This window comes from Novosphingobium sp. TK46 (assembly GCF_055361525.1).
This window is the reverse complement of record NZ_CM143963.1, coordinates 2,693,586-2,713,234: the sequence shown is the minus strand read 5'-3', so window position 1 is coordinate 2,713,234 and position 19,649 is coordinate 2,693,586. Positions and strand designations below refer to the sequence as shown.

Sequence of the window (19,649 nt, the reverse complement as noted above, 5' to 3'; positions counted from 1 at the left end):
CCCCCATGGTCGACCTGACCACCTGCGATCTCGAACCGATCCACATCATCGGGCGCATCCAGAGCTTCGGCTGGCTGATCTCGTTTTCAAGCGACTGGATCGTCAATCACGCGTCGCTCAATTGCGCGGAGATATTCGGCGCCCCCGCGTTCGACCTGATCGGCCGACCCGTGCGCGATATTCTGACGCCCGGCGTGCTGCATGACGTTCGCTCGCGTATGCAGATCCTCGGCGCGTTCGGCTCGGTCGAGCGGATGTTCGATATCGACCTGCTTGAGGACGGCCGCAAGTTCGACATCGCGCTGCACACCTCGGGACAGTCGATCGTTCTCGAACTCGAACTGAGCGAGAATATCGGTCGACGCGACTACGTGAGCTACGTGCGGCCGATGATCGACCGCATGCGGACCGCGCCATCCGCCGAAGCCCTGTGCAAGAGCGCGGCACGGCACCTGCGCGCCTTGACCGGGTTCGATCGGGTCATGATCTACCGCTTCGAACCCTCAGGCGCAGGCGAAGTCATCGCCGAAAGCGTGAACGGTGGGATCGACAGCTTCTATGGCCTGCACTTTCCGGCTTCGGACATTCCGGCCCAGGCCAGGCGGTTGTACGCCCGCAATATCCTGCGCATCATCACCGATGTCGATGATCCCACCATCAAGGTGGTGCCGACGACCAATCCCAACGGCGATCCTCTCGATATGTCGATGAGCGGCCTGCGTGCGGTCTCACCGATTCACATCGAATATTTGCGCAACATGGGCGTGAAGGCGTCGATGTCGGTTTCGATCATGCGCCGGGGCAAGCTGTGGGGCCTGATGGCATGCCACCACTATACGCCGCTGCGATTGTCGTATTCGGTGCGTACGGCGGCCGAGCTTTTCGGCGAATTCTTCGCCTATCTGCTCGACCAGCGCGAAACCGACTTCGCGCTGGAAAAGCGCAGCGAGTCGTCGCGGATCCATGACGAGATCATGTCGCGGGTCGCCGGGGGCAACTCGCTGCTCTCCGCGTTCGAGGATTTTGCGGACTCGATCGCGAAGGTCATTCCGTTCGATGGTATCGCCGGATGGGTCGACGGGAGCTTCATGGCGCGTGGCTCGACGCCGACGCAGCCGCAGCTCGAAGCGCTGACGCGATACCTCAACACCGCCGGCTCCAATGCGATCTGGTCGAGCGAGAACATGGCGCTGGTCTATGAACCCGCCGCAGAGTTTGCCGAACAAGCTGCCGGCGTCCTGGCACTGCCGGTTTCCCGCTTGCCCCGCGATTACATCGTGCTCTTCCGCAAGGAGCATCTGCGCGAGGTCTTCTGGGCGGGAAATCCCGAGAAGGCGATCGAGCTTGGCCCCAACGGATCACGCCTGACCCCACGCAAAAGCTTCGAATTGTGGAAGGAAGAGCGCCGCGGTTATTCGCTGCCGTGGACGGCCGACGAGATCCTTGCGGCGGAATCGCTGCGGATCACCTTGCTGGAGGTCGTGCTGCGCCTGGCGGACGCGGCGAACGCGGTGCGCGAACAGGCCAACAAGCAGCAGGACATGCTGATCGCGGAATTGAACCACCGGGTCCGCAACATCCTGAACCTCATCCGGGGTCTGGTGACCCAGTCGAAGGAAGGCGCCAGGACGATCGACGAGTTCGCCGAGATCATCGGTAGCCGTATCCATGCGCTTGCGCGCGCGCATGACCAGGTGACGCAATCCGACTGGTCGCCCTCGTCGCTCTACAAACTCATCCGCACCGAAACCGACGCCTATGCCAGCGATAGCGCCGACAGGGTTTTGATCGAGGGTCCCGATGCGATGATCGCGCCGGGCGCCTTCACGACCCTTGCTCTGGTCATCCACGAGATGATGACGAACTCGTGTAAGTACGGGGCGCTATCCGATACGCGCGGACAGATTGCGATCAAGATCAGCAAGGGTCAGGATAAGTCGCTGCAGGTCGACTGGAGCGAGAATGGCGGCCCCCCGGTCAAGATACCGACCCGTCGTGGCTTTGGCTCCATCATCATCGAGCGCACGATCCCCCACGAGCTGGGTGGCGGCGCCGTGATCGACTATCGCGCCGAAGGTCTGCATGCGCGGTTCCTCGTGCCCAGCGAGCATATTTCGGCTTACGACATGCCGACCCCCGCAGGCTACGAACCACCGCCGACCCTGAGCGACATGCGCGAGAGCCTGCCTGACCTGCTGAAGGCGGGCGCGCTGATCGTCGAGGACAATGTCATCATCGCCATGGAAGCCGAGGACGTGCTGCGCGATCTCGGGTTCAAGACCTGCCTGGTCGCCGGCTCGGTTCAATCGGCGAAAGGTGTGATCGAGAACACCGACCTCAGCTTCGCCATGCTCGACGTGAATCTCGGCAGCGAGACGAGCGAGGAAGTGGCCGAGCTGCTTCGGGAACGTCGCATCCCTTTCATCTTTGCAAGCGGCTATGGCGACCGTTCTCTCGCGACGGCGCGGTTTGCCGAAGTGCCGGTGATCACCAAGCCCTATTCCGAGCGCGACGTGCGGATGGCGATCGATCGTCTCGGGCGAAAATAGGTCGGTTTGCCGGACGGCTCGTCACGCGCTGGTCGAGACGTTCTTACCACCCGCCTTCTCGAGAAAATCGATCAATCCGCGCTCCTCGCGCGACAGCCACTGTGTGGAGCGCGGAAGCGTTTCGGGTAGGACCGGCGCACCCTCGCCACCCTTCGCCGCAGCCACGATCATCGGGTGAACGTACGATTTGCGCGCGATGGTCGGCGTGTTTCCGAGCCGCTCCGAAACGTCTGTCATCAGCGCCTTGAGCGAGGTCTTGGGATCTTCAAGGAGCCGGGCGAAGGCAAAGGAACTCGCAGCCCAGGTACGGAAATGCTTGGCGGTGAACGCATCGCCCATGATGTCATGAAGGTAGGCGTTGACGTCGTGGCTGTGCACCGGCGTGGCGTCCCCGTTCGCATCGAGATACTGAAACAGGTGTTGTCCAGGCAGATCCTGCATCTTGCGCACGCAAGTCACCAACTTCTTATCGTTGCAATCGATCTCGTGCATCTTGCCCGACTTACCGCGAAAGCGCAGCCGCAGGGTGCCGCGCTCGATCTTGGCATGGCGATTGCGCAAGGTGGTGGCGCCGAAGCTCTTGTTCGTCTTGGCATATTGCTCGTTGCCGATGCGGATCGCGCCGGTATCCAGTAAAGCCACGACCGAGGCGATCGCGCGCTCGCGCGACAAGGTGCGCAACGCGAGATCGTCGGTCACGCGCTGACGAAGCTTGGGCAGTTTGCGACCGAACAGGGCGCATAAGTCGAACTTCGCCGCCTCGCGCTCCTCGCGCCAGTTGGGATGATAGCGATACTGTTTGCGACCCCGGGCATCGAACCCGAACGCCAGGAGATGCGCATCGGGCTGCGGGCAGTACCAGCAATTCTCATAGGCGGGCGGCAAGGCTATGCGGTTGAGCCGGTCGATCTCGTCACGATCGGTGATCCTCACCCCTTCTGCTGAAAAAAACGCCCATTTGCCGCCGCGCACTTTGCGGCGCGTTATTCCGGGCTCGGTATCCTCGACGAAACGCAATTGTGCCATGCCGTGTTCATGTTCTTTCAGACGCTTACGTCATCAAACGCATGATCGTCGGACAAGTTTGCCAACCCCCTCACTACCTTTGCACCAAAGGGCACTCGCGGCCTCGTCGCCGAGAACATACATCGAACGCAATGGCCCATATGTCACTCAAGGAGAAGCTGGAGGTATTGGCCGATGCGGCCAAATACGATGCCTCTTGCGCATCGTCAGGCACGGCCAAGCGAAACAGTTTGAAAGGCGGCATCGGATCGACCGAGGGCATGGGGATATGCCACGCCTACGCGCCCGATGGCCGCTGCATTTCCTTGCTCAAGATCCTGCTGACCAATTACTGCCAGTTCGACTGTCACTACTGCATCAATCGTAAAAGCTCTTCGGTGAGACGCGCTTCCTTTACCGTCAAGGAAGTCGTCGATCTCACTATCGGCTTTTATCGTCGCAATTACATCGAGGGCCTGTTCCTGTCCTCTGGCATCATCCGCAGTCCCGATCATACGATGGATCAACTGGTGGAGGTGGCGCGCAAGCTGCGCGAAGACCACGGGTTCAAGGGCTATATTCATCTCAAGACAATACCGGACGCTGATCCGGAGATCGTGGCTCAGGCGGGCTTGTGGGCGGACCGCGTATCGATCAACATCGAGCTGCCCACCTCGGCCGCGCTGACCCGACTTGCTCCCGACAAGTCGGAGGCGCGCATCACCAGCGCCATGGCCGAGATGAAGGATTCGATCGTCGAAGCGAAGGAGGCCTCGCGCAAATTCAAGTCGGCGCCGGTCTTTGCTCCAGCAGGACAATCCACCCAGATGATCGTAGGGGCCGATGCGGCCACTGACGTGCAGATCATCGACCGCGCATCATCGCTATACCAAGGCTATGGCATGCGACGGGTGTACTATTCCGCGTTTTCGCCAATCCCGGATGCAAGTGCGGTTCTGCCGCTGCAGCGGCCGCCCTTGATGCGCGAACATCGGCTTTATCAATCCGACTGGCTGCTGCGGTTCTATGGATATGAGCCATTCGATATTCGCGACGCATCTGACAATGGCATGCTTCCGCTCGACATCGATCCGAAGCTCGCGTGGGCGTTGAAATTCCGCGAAAGTTTTCCTGTCGACGTGAACACCGCGGAGCGCGAAAGATTGCTGCGGGTTCCCGGCCTGGGCGTCAAGGCAGTGAAGACGATCCTGTCGACGCGTCGTTATCGCAAGTTGCGTCTCGATGACGTGGGAAGGCTGACGCAGTCGATCGCCAAAGTCCGTCCTTTCATTACGACGATCGATTGGCGGCCCACGCTTCTGACCGATCGCAGCGACTTGAAACGCCTGCTCACGCCGCCGGAAAAGCAACTCGAACTATTCGCCGCTTGAGAATCGTTCGCGATGGCAACCTCGGTGATGGAGGTCCGTTCATCAGCCAACAAGGAGACACACGATGGCAGATGCTCAAATTTTCCAGGACCTTATAGCCGACCACGCGCGCCATCGCGAAATGCTCGAGGCGCTTGGCAAGACCTCCAGCGGCAGCGACGAGCGCGCCACGCTGTTCGAGAAGCTTCGCGTGGAGCTGCAGTCGCACGCCGCCGCCGAAGAGGAATCACTTTACGCAACGATGCTCGCCATCCCGGAACTGCGCGACGATGCGCGTCATTCGGTGTCAGAGCACAAGGAAGTCGACGATTACCTCGGCGAATTGGTAAAGCTGGACATTCATTCCGACGAATGGACGAGCAAGTTCGAAGAGATGCGGCATCGCTATCTTCATCACATCGATGAAGAGGAAGAGGATATGTTCCCCGAAGCGGCAAAGACGTTGAGCGCGGAAGACGAAGCGCGGCTGGCGAAGGTGTTTGAAGACCGCAAGCCGAAAGAACTACAACTCGCAGCCGAAGAAAAGCCGGGTGACGACCGCGACTGATCCCCTCTCTTCCGAAACGATGCGCGCCCCACCGGCGCGTGTCGTCCGGCTGGATGGTGAGGATGACTGGGAAGGCTGGCGTGATGCCGCGCGTCGCTTTCTCGCCGCGCGCATCGAGCCGGAGAAGATAGTTTGGCAGCCGGGTGAAAGCGCCGACGATCTGTTCGCCGTGGGCGGGGACGATCTTCCACCCGAGCCTCAGCTTGAACTGCGCGTTCCGCGCGCCTTCCCCGATCTTGCGAAAAGCGCGCTTCTCCATCGCGACCCGGAACGGTTTGCGCTGCTGTATCGCTTGCTGTGGCAAGTCACGGAGCATCCCGGATTGCTCTCGGATCAGGCCGATCCGCTGGTGCGGCGCATCGAATTGATGGCCAAAGCTGTTCGCCGCGACATTCACAAGATGCACGCGTTCGTGCGTTTTCGCGAGGTGGCAGATCCGGGGGGGGCGACGGACGATGCGAAACGCTTCATCGCCTGGTTCGAACCAGAGCACCACATCGTTCGCGCCACTGCCGGTTTTTTCGTACGCCGCTTCGCGCAGATGGCCTGGTCCATTCTGACGCCTGAAGTATCGATCCATTGGGACGGCACGACCTTGACCGAAAGCCCCGGGGCCGACGTGTCGATGGCGCCGCGAGAAGACGCGCTGGAGGATATGTGGAAGGCCTATTACGGCGCGACCTTCAATCCTTCGCGGCTGAAGATCGGCGCGATGACGCGCGAGATGCCCCGTAAATACTGGAAGAACCTCCCCGAAGCGCAGATGATAGCTCCGCTGATCGCCGGGGCGCAGGCACGCGAGGCGCATATGGTCGCACAACAGGTCGAACCCGAGAAACGGGCGGGAACACTCGGCGCGCTCGCGCAAGAGGCGCAAGGCTGCCGCCGCTGCCCCCTATGGGAAGGAACCAATGGCTGCGTGTTCGGCGAGGGTCCGGGCGATGCGCGTCTGATGATCGTTGGCGAGCAGCCGGGTGACGAGGAGGACAAGAACCATCGGCCATTCGTTGGCCCGGCCGGCGGCGTCCTCGACAAGGCGATGGCCGAAGCAGGTATCGATCGTGGCGAGGTGTACCTCACCAATGCGGTAAAGCACTTCAAGTACACGATGCGCGGCAAGCGGCGGCTTCACCAAAAGCCGGATGCGCCCGAGATTGACGCCTGCCGCTGGTGGCTCGATCAGGAGATCGGCCTTCTGCGCCCAAAAGCTACGGTCATGCTAGGCGCGACGGCGGTGCGCGGCGTCACCGGCAAAACCGCGACGATCGGCAAGATGCGGGGTACTCCGATGCCCATCGCCCAGGGAACGGGCGTGGTCACCTGGCATCCTTCGTACATCCTGCGTCTGCCCGATCGTTCGGCCTCCGAGACCGCCTACTCAGCTCTTGTCGATGATCTTCGCCTCGCGGCGGATCAGGCCCGGATCGGCTAACCAATGATGGAGCGATCACTTAGCCAGGGAACGTCGCAAGTTACCTTGCGTTAATTCCTGCAAGTTCGACGTCCCCCAAAAGCAGGAGAGAAACAATGGACAAGGAAACGCGCGAGACCTTCTGGAAGGCTTTTGCGGACAGCCCATTCATCATGATGCGGCTCGAAAGTTCCACCGAGCATGCCGAGCCCATGACGGCGCAGCTCGACAAGGACGCACATCATGCGATCTGGTTCTTCCTTGCGCGGGATAATCGCATCGCCGCAGGGGGCTCTGCGATGGGCCAGGTCGCGACCAAGGGACACGACGCCTTCGCGTGCATCTCGGGCGAGCTTGTCGAAGAGACCGATGCCACCATTCGCGAGAAGCAGTGGAATAACGTCGTCGAGGCGTGGTTTCCGAATGGCAAGAATGATCCCACGATCCTGATGCTTCGTTTCGACATCAAGGATTCGGAAGTCTGGATCTCCGACATGTCGCTCAAGGGAAAGCTGAAAATGCTTGCCGGTGCGCCCATCAAGCCCAGTGAAGCTGGCGAACATGCCGTAGGCGCTGTCTGATAGCGGAATGGGGCTGGCGTTGGACCAGCCCCGTTTTCTCGAACCCCTGCTCACGCAGCAGGCCGGGGCGACTGTTCTAATTCAACGGGGCGCGAAGCAAGGCGGCCAAACCTAATTGTCAAACAGAGCGTCGCGAGCGTTTTGTCTACGCTTAGCAACGACGTTAGGTTTCAGTAGCCGATGCGGCGGTAGGGCTTTCAGAGCGCCGACGTGTATTCTTACGCGGACACCTGCAGGTGCTGGCCCTGAAGCAACTGCAATCCCATCGGACGGGGAACTACGAGTGTCTCGTCAAGGGCATAGGCTACCGCTGCTCTGATCGTCTCGGACGTGAATGGCTTATGGACCACGCCCAAAGCATCGGCTGCATCGAGACCGATTTGGCAGGAACTCGCCGTAACGTAGATGATCCGCGCGTTGAAGCGCGTGCTCAGCATTCGTGCGATATCGGGACCTGTCGGTCCATCCCGGAGGTTTATGTCAACCAAGGCGACATCAACCGGGCTCGAGATCTTGGAAGCGGCTTCCATGTCGGGCACACAGGCGATTACGTGATGACCACAGTCTAGAATGATATCTTCGAGCTGCAGGGCAAGAAGACACTCGTCCTCCACGATCACCACGTTACGCGCTAACACCCGACTACTCCGTTCAGCCGCATCAGGCTTAGGCCGCGATGGTGATCGGTTCGTCGCTGTTGGCGATCTTCGCGAGTTCGTTGAAGAACGCGTCGATAGCCTCGCCGGTGAGAACGAAGTTGTGACGGAAATCCGGAAGCTGCCCAGATTCGATCACTTTGCTCAACATCGAGCGTGCGCGGCAGATGCGGCTCTTAACCGTACCGAGTGCGATACCGCAGATGTCAGCGATCTCTTCGTACGACAGGTTACCTGCGGCAACCAGAATGAGAGCTTCGCGATAGGTGCCGGGAATCGCCGTCAGTGCCCGAAGCACATCGCCGAGTTCGACTGCGCTCTCCTGGCTCGCGGGCGCGCGCAGAATGCGCTCGGCCGCCAGTTCATCGTACTCGCCATGGAAGCGCGCCCGACGGGCCTCACTGTAGAAGTGATTACGTAAAATCGTGAACGTCCAAGCCTTGAAGTTGGTACCCGCGGCATAACGCTCACGAGCCGCCCAAGCACGCAACATCGCTTCCTGAGCCAGATCGTCCGCACGATCACGGCACCCGCAAAGTCCGCGCGCGAAGGCGCGCAAATGGGGAGCAACTTCGGTCAGGGCGCGCTTGAAATCACGGTCGCTGAGCGACGACTTGGGCTCGACCTCTGTCCCGATTGCTACCGTCATAAACATCCCTCCGACCTACTTGTGTCGACTGCTGAACGCATCTCGAAACAAAAGGGTTCCCCGATCCGTAAACAATTGAGGCTCCCGTTCGGGAAACGGGAGCCTCGGGATCGGGTCACCACTGGTGCGGGGGGGGGGGTGGGAGGGCCAGCGGTGATGCAGTTGAAACAGACGCGCGAACAAAGAGTTCCCGCAGATATCCGACACACCAGAATTTTGCGTTTTTTGAACGAGGTGCATTGCGACACCGCCCGCGACCGCCATATGAGCGGCGCGCGGGGGCATACCAGTACGAACGCCGCGTCGTTGCCGTAAACTCGCTTGCCTCCGGTACCAAGCATGCTACGTTTTGGATGTGGCTGCAGGTATCGGTTAGTGAGACCGCGAACCGCGCCACCCTTCTCTTCAAGGATTGAGCATGTCCGTCTCCGATCAGATCAGCGTTCAACTACCATACTTGCGTCGCTATGCGCGGGCGCTGACCGGATCGCAGCACTCGGGCGATGCCTACGTGCGCGCAACGCTCGAGGCGGCCCTGGCAGATCAGGCGCTGCGATCGGAAATTGCCCGCAGTCGCGCCGCGCTATATGGCGCCTTCACCCGCATCTGGGCGACGTCAAACGTCGATGAACCTGTCGGTGCCGATCTGGGGCTGCATGAGCAAGCGGCGCAGAGCCGCCTTGCGACAGTCGCACCGACGCACCGTCAGGCATTGCTTTTGACGACCGTCGAGGAATTCAGCCGCGAGGATTGCGGTGAGATTCTGGGCATCGACGTTCCCGATGTAGATGTGCTGGTGCAGCAGGCGATCGAAGAGATCGAGAGCGAAAGCACCACCGACGTCCTGATTATCGAGGACGAGCCCTTGATCTCGATGCAACTCGAAGGCCTTGTTTCCGAACTGGGTCACAATGTCGTTGGCACTGCAGCCACACGTTCGCAGGCGCTGGAATTGTTCCGGTCCAATCCGGCAGGCCTCGTACTGGCCGATATTCAGCTTGCCGACGGCAGCTCCGGCATCGATGCAGTCGAGGATCTTCTTAAGTTCGGTGACGTGCCGGTGATCTTCATCACCGCCTATCCGGAGCGCTTGCTGACGGGTGAACGCCCCGAGCCGACCTACCTGGTTACCAAGCCCTTCCAGGAAGGCACCGTCCGCGCCGCGATCAGTCAGGCGCTCTTCTTCGGATCGAGCCGTCCGCTGAACTGATTCCGCCTCTTACCCAAAAGCATGACGCCGCCAGAAGGTCTTCCTTCTGGCGGCGTTTTTCTTGGCCGCGCACTGCGGCGGATTTGTTACCTGTTAGAACGAGCAAGCGCGCCAGGCGGGCCAATCACGCGTCAGTCGCGGTTCGGTTCGCTACGCAGAAGGAATTCCCGGCTTTGGCGCACCGGAACCTTGAGGCGGCATTCGACCCCACCGGGAAGGAAACGCAGATCCACTTCGGATCGTAGCTCATGCGCGACGATCTTTTCGATCAGGTCACGACCGAAGCCGCGCTTGTTCGGCTCGTTGACGGTCGGACCGCCCTCCTCTCGCCAGTGAATCTCCGCCTGATCGGCATCGATCAGCGTCCAATGGACATGGATACGTCCGCTCAAGGCGCTTAGCGCGCCGTACTTGGCGGCATTCGTCGCCAGTTCGTGGATCGCAAGCCCAAGTGACATGGCATCGTTGGGGGCCAGTTTGATCTCGGGCCCACTCATCACGACATGGCTGTCCTTGCCATCCATATAGGGTGCAAGTTCGGCACGGATCACCTCGCCAAGCGGAGCATTGCTCCAGTCGGATTGCGAGAGCAGGTCGTGCGTTGCGGACAGTGCGCGTATGCGGGCCGTCAGGCTCTCGGTGAAAGTATCGATATTGGTCGATCTGCGCCGCGTGAGGGCCGCGATCGACAGCACGTTGGCCAGCGTGTTCTTGACCCGATGATTGAGCTCGCGCGTCAATGAATTTCGGATGGCCGATTGCCGGCTCAACCACTCAAGCACGCGACGATCCTCCGCCGCACGCCGTGTGATGAGGCGACCGATCGCCATGACCATGAGCGATGTTATGATGCCGAAGAAAAGCGTCACACGCGCCGTGGTGGACAGCACTTCAGCCTTCTTGTCGCTGATCTGAATGATCCAGCTATGATTGCCGACATCGATGCGGCGTTCCTTGGCTACGCCGCTGCTGCCCGAGGCCTGGCGCTTGGCCATCAGGTTGGCGGGTGCGATCCGCTCATCGTAGACGCTGACCTCGAGTTCGTCGTTGCGGTAAAGTTCGCCAGCGGATCGTAGAAAATCATCCGCACGAAAAACGCTGAATACGAAGCCCTTCACGGCCCGACGGCTCTTCGCCTCCCACACCGGCATGTAGATCAGGAAGCCGGCTTGCGTGCCGTCCTTGTCCTGGACCAGGCGCACCTTGCCGGTCGTGACCGGTTTACCTGTGGCCAATGCCTCGTCCATGGCCATGCGCCGGGTCGGATCGGAATACATGTCGAAGCCCGTCGCCTGCCGATTGAACCGCGTGCGTGGTTCCAGATACACGACAGGAACCGAATAACGGCTCACCTCTCGATTGGCTGGCGATGCGGCCGGTCGGGACCATATCGTGAAGGTCGATGCGTCGCGCGCGCGCTCGGCTTCTTCAAACGCGGCAGTTTGTTCGCCCCGCAACAGGGGCGCCCACCCGAAGCCCATGGAACCATACAAGTTGCCGCTTGCCTGCAAGTCCGTCGAAAACTCGGCGATCTGTTCGCTCGAAACCGTCTGCTGCATGGCGAAAAGCGCTGATCCCGCGCGCAGCAAGGCGATGTTTTCCGTCACGCGCCTTTGCAGCGCCGACGCGATCTCGGTCAGGTTGCGATCAAGCTCGATCTCGCGGCGCTGTTGGTCCGATCGTTCGATCGCCATGACGCTGACGGCGGTGCCAATGCTGGCGATGATGAAGAGCAGGAAGGGCCAGCCACGCGGATAGCGATGGAACCACGCCTGCTTCTCCACCCGTTTGAGCAGAGTGTCGTCAACCACGCCGGAATTCATCCCTCATGTACTCTATTCGGATCCAGCCACGAAACTGGTCGATAAGACACCCGTGACGCAATGCGCCTGCCACTCTTCGCGCAGAGGGAACCTTGGCAGGCATCGAAGGTTCCAAGAGAGAGCGCCATTTAGGCCACGACGCGGCCCACCCGATCGTGATGCCTTCAATCATCGAATGACAAGGGAGTTTGCGTTGTCTCACCCCAAAGGACGACGGGAGCCTGGATCGCAACCCGGACTGCCACCCAGCATTCGCAAGGATGGTGAGCCTGGCTGGGCGGTAGGTCTTAGAAATCTTTACAACTCCGTCGTCGATGAGCCCCTCCCGGACAGCTTCGACGATATCCTCAAAAAGCTGGATGAGAGCGACGATGGCTGATCGGCCGCCGTCTAGCAATCCAGCCGACGATGCTTTTCGCCAGGAGCTGCTTGCCACCCTCCCCCATCTGCGCGCATTTGCCCGCGGCTTGTCGGGGCGCCCCGATTATGCGGACGATCTGGCGCAGGAAGCGGCGATCAAGGCGTGGACTGCTCGTGAGCGATATACTCCCGGAACGAACATGCGCGCATGGACTTTTGCCATCTTGCGCAACCACTACCTGAGCGAGCTTAGACGAAACCGCCGCCAGACCGACCTTGATGAAGGTGTCGCCGAGCGCTTGCTCGTCATGGATGCCGATCAGGAAGGCGGGCTTCATCTCTCCGACATGGAAACCGCCTTGTTGCAGCTTGCCCCGGAGCGGCGCGAGGCGGTGATGCTGGTTGGCGCCGGGGGCTTCACTTACGAGGAAGCGGCCGAGATCGCGGATTGCGCGGTGGGAACCATGAAAAGCCGGGTCGCGCGTGCCCGCGCGGAACTCAGCCGTCTGCTCAATACCGAACCCGATGCCCAGTCGCTGGCCAAACGTAACGCCGCCTTGCGCAATCGCCCCAAGCCGGATGGCAAAGTTGGTAAGGACGACGGTCTGGCCCGGCGCTGATGTCGGTCGCTAGGACAGTACCCACCATACAAACATAAAGCCCCGGCCTCTCGCGAGGCCGGGGCTTCTTCATACAGCTGCTTCAGCCGTTATCAGCCGGGATAAACCCAAGCCGTACCGCGCTCGAAGTTGTCGGACGCGAACTGCCAGTTGATGATGTTGTCGAGGACCGCCTTCACATAGGCCGGGCGCTTGTTGCGCTGGTCGATGTAGTAGGCGTGCTCCCACACATCGACGGTCAGCAGCGGATTGTCGCTGTCGAGCAAGGCGGTACCGGCGTCATGCGTCGAGATCACCGCCAGCTTGCCATCCTTGACGACCAGCCAGGCCCAGCCGCTTGCAAAATGATTCACCGCTTCGTTCGAAAGCTGCTCGAGAAGCGCGTCGAGCGACCCGAAGCTGCTATCGATCGCAGCTGCCAACGCGGCGCTGGGCTCGGACTTCTCGGGGCTCAACGAGTGCCAGTAGAACCCGTGGTTCCACGTCTGTGCGGAGTTGTTGAACTTGGGACCGCTGGACGAGCGAACGATATCCTCAAGGGACTTGTCCGCGTCTTCAGTGCCTTCGATGGCGGCATTCAGCTTGTCGACGTAGGTCTTGTGATGAGCGCCGTGGTGGGTTTCGAGCGTGGCGCTGGAGATGTGGGGTTCGAGCGCATCGTGGGCATAAGGCAGCGGCATCAGCTGAATGGTCATGGATTTCATCCTGTTGTGGTTTCACGTCCGGTGGCCCTGGCTCATTCTCGATGCACGATCCGCGCTTGAGAATAGGCATGAAGCTCGACACGGTATGTTTGCGTTCATTGGCGCAAATCAAGGAAGACCTTGCGATCAGATCCGCTTTAGCACGCGATCAGCGCGAAAGTCCGGATCGTGCGGCCTGCAAACGAAAAGGGGACGGCGATTGCTCGCCGCCCCCTTTTGTAAAGTTCTCGCGGCTCGTGAGAACCACGAGAAGCGCGATCACGGGTGACCGGCTTCCTTGTCAGCCTTCTCTTCCAGGGCATCAGCCTTGGCTTCGCCAGTTGCGCGAACCGCGTCAGCCTGGTTCTCGAGAGCGTCTTCCGAAGCGCCACCGGCATTGTCGGCAGCGGCGTCGAGTGCGTCGGCAGTGGCGTCTGCCGATGCTTCAACCGCGTCAGCAGTTGCTTCGGTGGCGTCGTCGGCCTTGTTGTTGCAAGCGGCGAGGCTCAGCGAAGCGCCTGCAATTGCCAGCAAGGCGAGACGCGGCATGGTGATCAACTTCATCGGGAAAGCTCCTTTGCCCTGTTATAAACTCGAGTCGCCGCGGGGCTTTAGCGAATGGAACCGCGACGGAACAGATTCACGATCGCCAGCAGGATCACTGCGCCCAAAAACGAGGCGAACAGCGACATGATGTCGAACGAACCGCTGGTGATCGGCGCACCACCGATAAGGGGAGTGATTACGACGCCGGCGATCAACGCACCGATAACGCCAACAACGATGTTGAGGAAGATACCCTGCTGCGCATCGGTGCGCATAAGGATGCTTGCCAACCAACCGATCACGCCACCGACGATAAGAACGAGAATAAGCGTCATCGTGCCAAACTCCATTGATGTACCTGACCGGCTGAACGGGCTGACCCAAAGATGGTTCCGCCAGACGCATTCCGTTGGTCGCAAACTTGACCGTACAGGGCTCTCCCAGACAGGCGACGATGACAATCCGGCATGCTCACGCTGGGCGACCGCCCGCGCCGACACGAACAAGTTTTCCTGATTTACCCATGGCTTAGCTGATCGATGGGCAGTAACGAGCGATAGTGGCAAGCTCCAGCGCCGGGTACGATCCGCCCCTGCGTGTTCTTTGCGTGCTCCACGCGCTCTGCCGGCTTGGTGCCTCCAAATCGATACCGGCGCACGATGGCTGGAAGCCAGCGAACCACCGCCACAGCGCAGGGGTGACCTTTAAGCCACACCCGGAACGAATTGCGCGGGAGACCTTTGATGGTCTCCAATCCACCGCGCCGTTTTCGTGGAAAACTTGGATTTTCGTATCGAGCGCCGGCATGCGCCAGCCTGCGGAGCCGCTCACCTAGCGAGCAGCATCTTTCCATTACGAAGATCATCGCCATCTAGAAACACACCGGCGAACTTGCCGCGTAGTCAAACTGGACAGGGTCTTTGTACGCAACATCGGCGCGAGAACGCGCTGTTTCGGCAACCGCTTCTCTGGCCATCATCGCTTGCGGAGCGGCGGCACTCGTGATCGGGCTCGCCCCCGATTCCCCGATCCGTAGGAACGTGGAACAGACCCTGACAGCGTTCACGCCCGAGCGCGAGACGCCGCCCACGAAGCGGCCGGCTCCGCCGCCGCCTCCAGCGCCGACAGACAGGAGAACCAACAAAGCGGAGAGTTCGCGAGCGCGGGATGCCGCTTCGCCGCGCAACTTGCGCAATCGGGCGACCGCAATCTTCGCACCTGTGCTGCCCCCCCTGCGCAGCCCGCCCCCTGTCATCGCGGCGCCGAAGCCCGCCTTGGGCAGCGCGTCCAACAGCGGTGCCTCGGATGTCATCGGACCGGGCCAGGGAGCCGGCGGGATCGGCAACGGCACGGGCGGCGGCGGGAATGGCGATGGCGGTGATGGTGACGGGGATTCCGTGACACGCCCGATTCAGATCAGTGGCAAGTTACGCTGGTCGGATCTGCCGCGAGACTTGCGGCAATCGCATCGCGGCGGCGAACTCGAGCTTGTCTATCGCGTCAGCATCGATGGCCGGGTGAGCAATTGCCGCGTTACGCGATCCAGCGGTCTGGCGAGTCTCGACGCCCAGACCTGCCGCTTGATCACCGAACGCTTTCGCTTCCGTCCGTCGCGCGATGCCGCTGGTCGTCCAGTGCCGGCCAACATCATCGAAGTTCACGGGTGGGATCCCGCTCCCGATGATGTGATCGACGACGGGGACGATTAACGCCCCCGGCGTGATTACCGATCTAGTTTCAGAACAGCTTGTCCAAGGTAATCGGCAGCTCGCGGATGCGCTTGCCGGTTGCATTGTGAATCGCATTGGCGACCGCTGCGGCCACGCCCGTGATCCCGATCTCGCCAACACCGCGCGCGCCCATCGGCGAGTGCGGATCAGGTATGTCGGTGAAGATCACCTCGATCTCGGGTACGTCGAGATGCACCGGCACATGGTAATCGGAAAGGTTCGCATTGGCGATCCGACCATTGCGCGCATCGAACAGCGTTTCTTCCATCAGCGCCATGCCCAGGCCCATGATGATCCCGCCGCGCAACTGGCTCGTCGCGGTCTTGGGATTGAGAATACGCCCGCAGTCGTAGACACCGGTGACCCGGGTCACGCGGGTTTCGCCTGTCACCGTGTTAACGCGCGCCTCGCAAAACACCGCTCCGTGCGAGTGCATCGCCCAGTGCATCGCCTCGCCCGGCATCGGCGCCTCGCCCACCACCGACAGTTCGGCTCTTCCCGCGCGGTTCAGGATCGAGGCATAGGTTTCGTGCAAGCTGGGGTCTTCCAGACTTGCCAGCCCGGCCTGCGATGCTCCGACTTCGTCCGCTGAAAGTCCGGCGAGCGGAGAATCGTTGCCCGCCAAAGTCAGCAACTGTGTGACCAGTGTACGCGTGGCGACGATGATCGCGCTGCCGATCGAGGCGGTCTGCTGAGAGCCGCCCGCCAGGATCACGCCGGGAAGCGCATTGTCGCCATAACTGAACTGGATGGCATCCATCGGCAGCGCGAGACGATCCGCGACGATTTGGGTATGCACGGTCGACGTGCCCATGCCCATTTCGTGCGCGGCGACGCGGACATGCGCAGTGCCATCGGCCAGCACCGTAATCCCGGCAGCGCCGCCGGGCATCCGTTGATAGGGATAGCCGGCCAAGGCGCAGCCGAGGCCAACCAGCCATTCGCCCTCGCGGCGTGATCCGGCAGGCTGGCGCCGATCCCAGCCAAAGCGCTCTGCGCCATCGCGCCAGCACTTCACGATCTCGCGCGAGGAAAACGGCGTGCCCTTCACGGGATCCTTGTCGGGTTCGTTGCGGATGCGCAGTTCGACGGGATCGATGCCGATCTGCTCGGCCAGTTCGTCCATGGCGCATTCCAGAGCGAAGCTGCCGACCGCCTCCCCGGGAGCGCGCATGAAGGTGTTGGCCAGCATGTCCAGCGTCGCGACCTGTATGTCCAGCAGCATCGACTTGGTCGCATAGCTGCTCTGTGCGGACAGGATGAAGGGCTCTGGCAAGGCGTTGTGCGCACTCATCACCACGGTGCCGGTATGCTGCAGCGACTGCAAACGGCCCTCAGCATCGGCGCCGAGCGCGACCCGTTGCTCGGTTTCGGCCCGCCCGCCGACTGTACGGTAGACGCCCTCGCGCGAAAGCGCGAAGCGCACGGGGCGCTCCGAGACCTTTGCCGCCGCAGCAGCCAGCACCTGATGGCTCCACAAGACCTTGCCGCCGAAGCCGCCACCGACATAGGGTGATGTCACGTGGACCTTGTCCTCGCCAACACCGAACACCTCACCCATGCTCCAGGCGACATGGTCGACCGCCTGCACCGCATCATGCATGTGCAACTCGCCATCGCGCCAGAACAGTGTCACGGCGTGAGGCTCGATCGCGTTGTGGTTGTGCCGCGGTGTGGTGTACGTCGCCTCGAACTTGTGGATCGAGGCGGCAAACTCGTCAGCCGGCTCGCCGATCTCGGCGTGAGCAGGTTCGCCGAAGGCAACGCCGTTCGTCGTCCCTCTGGCCTTGCCCTGGGCGAGGCTGAGGGTCGCGGTGTCGACATCATATCTTGCGCTCACCAGCGAAGCGGCATGATCTGCCTGCTCCTGGGTCTCTGCCAGCACGATCGCGATCGGCTGACCGTTATAGTGTACCTCGGCATCCTGCAGGATCGGCAGGTCATCCCCTCCTCCCGCTTTCCCGGCGGTGAGGAACAGCGGCATCGGTTTCATCGATGGCGCATTCTCGTGCGTCATCACCAGCACGACGCCCGGCGCTGCCTTTGCCGCGATGGTATCGAGCGAAATGATGCGACCGCGCGCGATCGTGCTGAACACCGGTGCGGCATAGGTCAGACCCTCCAGCGCGAACTCGGCAGCGAACTTCGCCGCGCCGCGAACCTTGAGCGGACCATCGATGCGTGAGACCGGCTTGCCGACATGACCGTGCTGCTCGCGCCCCACGGGATCGTTCCAGGCGCCCGGCACCCAGCTGTCGGGAGCGACCTTGATCGCCTTTTCGACGGCGGCCTGCGCCACCCCTTGCGCCATCTTTCGTGCTGCATCGATCGGGTTCATGCGGCTTCTCCGGCCAGACCGGTCAACACCGCGGTCAGCGTGCGCGTGGCGAGTTCCACTTTGAAGGCGTTGTCGCGCAACGGCCTGGCGTCCGCGAGTTCGGCCTGTGCGGCGGCAAGGAAGACCGCTTTGGAGGGTGGCTTGCCGATCAGCGCGGCCTCCGTTTTGGTCGCGCGCCATGGTTTGTGCGCCACCCCGCCAAGCGCGACCCGCGCTTCGGCGATCACGCCGCCCTCGATACGCAAGGCCGCGGCGACCGAGATCAGCGCAAAGGCATAGCTCGATCGGTCGCGAACCTTGCGATAGACCGAATTGGCCGCGACCGGTAGCGGCGGCAGTTCGATCGCGGTGATCAACTCGCCCGGCTTCAGCACGGTCTCGACGTTCGGGGTATCGCCGGCAAGACGATGAAAGTCGGTGAACGGCACTGTCCGCGGACCATCGGCACCATCGAGGTGCACGACCGCATCGAGCGCGGCGAGCGCTACGCACATGTCCGATGGCTGGACCGCCACGCACGACGAGGACGCACCCAGGATCGCATGATTGCGATTGAACCCGTCGATCGCGTCGCAGCCCTGCCCCGGCACTCGCTTGTTGCAGCGTGAGCCCTCGTCGTCGTAGAAATAGCTGCAGCGCGTGCGCTGGAGGAGATTGCCACCGACTGTCGCCATGTTGCGGATCTGCGCCGAAGCGCCCGCCAGGATGCTGCGCGCGAGCATGGGATAGTTTCGGCGCACGAGCGGGTGTTCCGCGACGGCTGAATTGCGCACCGCCGCATCGATCATCAAGCCGCCGCCCGATGTCTCCACGATGCTCGTCGGCAGTGCGGTGACATCGACCAGTTGGCGCGGAGCCTCGATCGTCTCGCGCATCAGGTCGACCAGGTTGGTGCCGCCGCCGAGATAACGCGCACCTTCGGCCAAACCAAGGTGCAGCGCGTGCGCGGGATCGGATGCGCGGGCATAAGTGAACTCGATCATGCCGCCGGCTCCGGGACGTAGGTCGCCATCAACGCGTCGATGATGCCGTTGTGCGCGCCACAGCGGCACAAATTGCCACTCATCCGCTCGCGAAGCTCATCGCGATCCAACACGATGGTATCGCTGGCGAGGTCGCCGCTGACATGGCTGGGGGCGCCCCGGCGCCATTCGTCCACCATCGCCACCGCGGAACAGATCTGGCCCGGCGTGCAGTAACCGCATTGAAAGCCGTCGTGGTCGATGAAGGCCTGCTGCAGCGGATGCATCCCCCCGTCCCCCACCATGCCTTCGATCGTGGTGACCGAACGGCCTTCCGCCTGGACCGCCAGCGTCAGGCAGGAAAGCACCCGTTCACCATCGACAATGACGGTGCACGCCCCGCAGGCACCCTGGTTGCAGCCCTTCTTGGTCCCGGTGAGGTGAAGATCTTCACGCAGATAATCGAGCAGCGAAGTCCGCGGATCGCTCGCAAGCGTCACGGTTGCGCCGTTAACGGTCAGGGTCATGGGCAGGCTCCTACGGCTAGAAGCAAAAAGGTCGCCACGGCCCGACAGGCGCACGGACCGT

General features: G+C 61.6%; 19 protein-coding genes. 9 read left to right on the top strand and 10 right to left on the bottom strand.

Annotated features, from left to right (window positions below; genetic code table 11):
* Positions 1-5 precede the first annotated feature (5 nt).
* On the top strand, positions 6-2,549 hold the full coding sequence (locus ACXJ1Z_RS12930) for an HWE histidine kinase domain-containing protein (protein WP_463777158.1): 2,544 nt from the start codon (positions 6-8) through the stop codon (positions 2,547-2,549).
* A gap of 21 nt (positions 2,550-2,570) precedes the next feature.
* Here the strand turns inward: ACXJ1Z_RS12930 and ACXJ1Z_RS12925 are convergent, their stop codons facing one another.
* Positions 2,571-3,575 (bottom strand): DNA topoisomerase IB, encoded by a 1,005-nt coding sequence (locus ACXJ1Z_RS12925; RefSeq protein WP_463777157.1) that lies wholly within the window; start codon positions 3,573-3,575, stop codon positions 2,571-2,573.
* A gap of 131 nt (positions 3,576-3,706) precedes the next feature.
* Between ACXJ1Z_RS12925 and ACXJ1Z_RS12920 the strand changes: the two genes are divergently transcribed.
* From ACXJ1Z_RS12920 to ACXJ1Z_RS12905, 4 genes are all read left to right on the top strand, one after another.
* Positions 3,707-4,945, top strand: a complete 1,239-nt coding sequence (locus ACXJ1Z_RS12920) for a putative DNA modification/repair radical SAM protein (RefSeq protein WP_463781251.1) — start codon at positions 3,707-3,709, stop codon at positions 4,943-4,945.
* A gap of 64 nt (positions 4,946-5,009) precedes the next feature.
* On the top strand, positions 5,010-5,492 hold the full coding sequence (locus tag ACXJ1Z_RS12915; RefSeq protein WP_463777156.1) for a hemerythrin domain-containing protein: 483 nt from the start codon (positions 5,010-5,012) through the stop codon (positions 5,490-5,492).
* Positions 5,493-5,511: 19 nt separating this feature from the next.
* Positions 5,512-6,924 (top strand): UdgX family uracil-DNA binding protein, encoded by a 1,413-nt coding sequence (locus ACXJ1Z_RS12910; protein ID WP_463781250.1) that lies wholly within the window; start codon positions 5,512-5,514, stop codon positions 6,922-6,924.
* 95 nt (positions 6,925-7,019) lie between these two features.
* Entirely contained in the window at positions 7,020-7,484 is a 465-nt protein-coding gene (locus ACXJ1Z_RS12905; protein WP_463777154.1) for a pyridoxamine 5'-phosphate oxidase family protein, read from the top strand.
* A 218-nt stretch (positions 7,485-7,702) separates the two neighbouring features.
* Here ACXJ1Z_RS12905 and ACXJ1Z_RS12900 read toward each other — a convergent pair whose 3' ends face one another.
* Both ACXJ1Z_RS12900 and ACXJ1Z_RS12895 read right to left on the bottom strand, forming a co-directional pair.
* Positions 7,703-8,104: a response regulator gene (locus tag ACXJ1Z_RS12900; RefSeq protein WP_463777152.1), complete on the bottom strand. Its 402-nt coding sequence runs from the start codon at positions 8,102-8,104 to the stop codon at positions 7,703-7,705.
* Between the two features lie 46 nt (positions 8,105-8,150).
* Positions 8,151-8,789, bottom strand: a complete 639-nt coding sequence (locus ACXJ1Z_RS12895) for a sigma-70 family RNA polymerase sigma factor (RefSeq protein WP_463777151.1) — start codon at positions 8,787-8,789, stop codon at positions 8,151-8,153.
* A gap of 418 nt (positions 8,790-9,207) precedes the next feature.
* Between ACXJ1Z_RS12895 and ACXJ1Z_RS12890 the strand changes: the two genes are divergently transcribed.
* Positions 9,208-9,999: a response regulator gene (locus ACXJ1Z_RS12890; protein WP_463777149.1), complete on the top strand. Its 792-nt coding sequence runs from the start codon at positions 9,208-9,210 to the stop codon at positions 9,997-9,999.
* 131 nt (positions 10,000-10,130) lie between these two features.
* Here ACXJ1Z_RS12890 and ACXJ1Z_RS12885 read toward each other — a convergent pair whose 3' ends face one another.
* Positions 10,131-11,810 (bottom strand): CHASE domain-containing protein, encoded by a 1,680-nt coding sequence (locus ACXJ1Z_RS12885; RefSeq protein WP_463777147.1) that lies wholly within the window; start codon positions 11,808-11,810, stop codon positions 10,131-10,133.
* A gap of 187 nt (positions 11,811-11,997) precedes the next feature.
* On the opposite strand from ACXJ1Z_RS12885, the gene ACXJ1Z_RS12880 reads away from it, so the two are divergent.
* Together ACXJ1Z_RS12880 and ACXJ1Z_RS12875 are read left to right on the top strand one after the other, a co-directional pair.
* The gene (locus tag ACXJ1Z_RS12880; RefSeq protein ID WP_463777146.1) at positions 11,998-12,201 is read left to right on the top strand and encodes a NepR family anti-sigma factor; all 204 of its coding nucleotides are present in this window, start codon (positions 11,998-12,000) and stop codon (positions 12,199-12,201) included.
* Positions 12,194-12,802, top strand: coding sequence for a sigma-70 family RNA polymerase sigma factor (locus ACXJ1Z_RS12875; protein WP_463777145.1), 609 nt, complete (start codon positions 12,194-12,196; stop codon positions 12,800-12,802). The genes ACXJ1Z_RS12880 and ACXJ1Z_RS12875 overlap by 8 nt, the downstream gene beginning before the upstream one ends.
* Before the next feature lie 92 nt (positions 12,803-12,894).
* Here ACXJ1Z_RS12875 and ACXJ1Z_RS12870 read toward each other — a convergent pair whose 3' ends face one another.
* From ACXJ1Z_RS12870 to ACXJ1Z_RS12860, 3 genes are all read right to left on the bottom strand, one after another.
* Positions 12,895-13,497 carry a superoxide dismutase gene (locus ACXJ1Z_RS12870; RefSeq protein WP_463777143.1) on the bottom strand — a complete coding sequence of 201 codons (603 nt, stop codon included), beginning with the start codon at positions 13,495-13,497 and terminating at the stop codon, positions 12,895-12,897.
* Between the two features lie 267 nt (positions 13,498-13,764).
* Positions 13,765-14,049, bottom strand: a complete 285-nt coding sequence (locus ACXJ1Z_RS12865) for a hypothetical protein (protein ID WP_463777141.1) — start codon at positions 14,047-14,049, stop codon at positions 13,765-13,767.
* Between the two features lie 47 nt (positions 14,050-14,096).
* On the bottom strand, positions 14,097-14,366 hold the full coding sequence (locus ACXJ1Z_RS12860) for a GlsB/YeaQ/YmgE family stress response membrane protein (RefSeq protein WP_463781249.1): 270 nt from the start codon (positions 14,364-14,366) through the stop codon (positions 14,097-14,099).
* A gap of 885 nt (positions 14,367-15,251) precedes the next feature.
* On the opposite strand from ACXJ1Z_RS12860, the gene ACXJ1Z_RS12855 reads away from it, so the two are divergent.
* Positions 15,252-15,740, top strand: coding sequence for an energy transducer TonB (locus ACXJ1Z_RS12855; RefSeq protein WP_463777140.1), 489 nt, complete (start codon positions 15,252-15,254; stop codon positions 15,738-15,740).
* Positions 15,741-15,768: 28 nt separating this feature from the next.
* On the opposite strand, the gene ACXJ1Z_RS12850 is transcribed toward ACXJ1Z_RS12855, so the two are convergent.
* The 3 genes from ACXJ1Z_RS12850 to ACXJ1Z_RS12840 are packed head-to-tail and all read right to left on the bottom strand — an operon-like array spanning position 15,769 to position 19,588.
* Entirely contained in the window at positions 15,769-18,099 is a 2,331-nt protein-coding gene (locus ACXJ1Z_RS12850) for a xanthine dehydrogenase family protein molybdopterin-binding subunit (protein ID WP_463777138.1), read from the bottom strand.
* Positions 18,096-19,082 carry an FAD binding domain-containing protein gene (locus ACXJ1Z_RS12845; RefSeq protein WP_463777137.1) on the bottom strand — a complete coding sequence of 329 codons (987 nt, stop codon included), beginning with the start codon at positions 19,080-19,082 and terminating at the stop codon, positions 18,096-18,098. Before ACXJ1Z_RS12845 ends, ACXJ1Z_RS12850 begins: the two co-directional genes overlap by 4 nt.
* Positions 19,079-19,588, bottom strand: coding sequence for a 2Fe-2S iron-sulfur cluster-binding protein (locus ACXJ1Z_RS12840; RefSeq protein ID WP_463777135.1), 510 nt, complete (start codon positions 19,586-19,588; stop codon positions 19,079-19,081). Before ACXJ1Z_RS12840 ends, ACXJ1Z_RS12845 begins: the two co-directional genes overlap by 4 nt.
* Positions 19,589-19,649 lie beyond the last annotated feature (61 nt).

Coding starts and splice junctions, on each gene's coding strand:
- ACXJ1Z_RS12930 (WP_463777158.1), top strand. CDS start 6: ATGGTCGACCTGACCACCTGCGATCTCGAACCGATCCACATCATCGGG.
- ACXJ1Z_RS12920 (WP_463781251.1), top strand. CDS start 3,707: ATGGCCCATATGTCACTCAAGGAGAAGCTGGAGGTATTGGCCGATGCG.
- ACXJ1Z_RS12925 (WP_463777157.1), bottom strand. CDS start 3,575: ATGGCACAATTGCGTTTCGTCGAGGATACCGAGCCCGGAATAACGCGC.
- ACXJ1Z_RS12890 (WP_463777149.1), top strand. CDS start 9,208: ATGTCCGTCTCCGATCAGATCAGCGTTCAACTACCATACTTGCGTCGC.
- ACXJ1Z_RS12895 (WP_463777151.1), bottom strand. CDS start 8,789: ATGACGGTAGCAATCGGGACAGAGGTCGAGCCCAAGTCGTCGCTCAGC.
- ACXJ1Z_RS12865 (WP_463777141.1), bottom strand. CDS start 14,049: ATGAAGTTGATCACCATGCCGCGTCTCGCCTTGCTGGCAATTGCAGGC.
- ACXJ1Z_RS12845 (WP_463777137.1), bottom strand. CDS start 19,082: ATGATCGAGTTCACTTATGCCCGCGCATCCGATCCCGCGCACGCGCTG.
- ACXJ1Z_RS12875 (WP_463777145.1), top strand. CDS start 12,194: ATGGCTGATCGGCCGCCGTCTAGCAATCCAGCCGACGATGCTTTTCGC.
- ACXJ1Z_RS12840 (WP_463777135.1), bottom strand. CDS start 19,588: ATGACCCTGACCGTTAACGGCGCAACCGTGACGCTTGCGAGCGATCCG.
- ACXJ1Z_RS12850 (WP_463777138.1), bottom strand. CDS start 18,099: ATGAACCCGATCGATGCAGCACGAAAGATGGCGCAAGGGGTGGCGCAG.
- ACXJ1Z_RS12905 (WP_463777154.1), top strand. CDS start 7,020: ATGGACAAGGAAACGCGCGAGACCTTCTGGAAGGCTTTTGCGGACAGC.
- ACXJ1Z_RS12910 (WP_463781250.1), top strand. CDS start 5,512: ATGCGCGCCCCACCGGCGCGTGTCGTCCGGCTGGATGGTGAGGATGAC.
- ACXJ1Z_RS12870 (WP_463777143.1), bottom strand. CDS start 13,497: ATGACCATTCAGCTGATGCCGCTGCCTTATGCCCACGATGCGCTCGAA.
- ACXJ1Z_RS12860 (WP_463781249.1), bottom strand. CDS start 14,366: ATGACGCTTATTCTCGTTCTTATCGTCGGTGGCGTGATCGGTTGGTTG.
- ACXJ1Z_RS12915 (WP_463777156.1), top strand. CDS start 5,010: ATGGCAGATGCTCAAATTTTCCAGGACCTTATAGCCGACCACGCGCGC.
- ACXJ1Z_RS12880 (WP_463777146.1), top strand. CDS start 11,998: ATGACAAGGGAGTTTGCGTTGTCTCACCCCAAAGGACGACGGGAGCCT.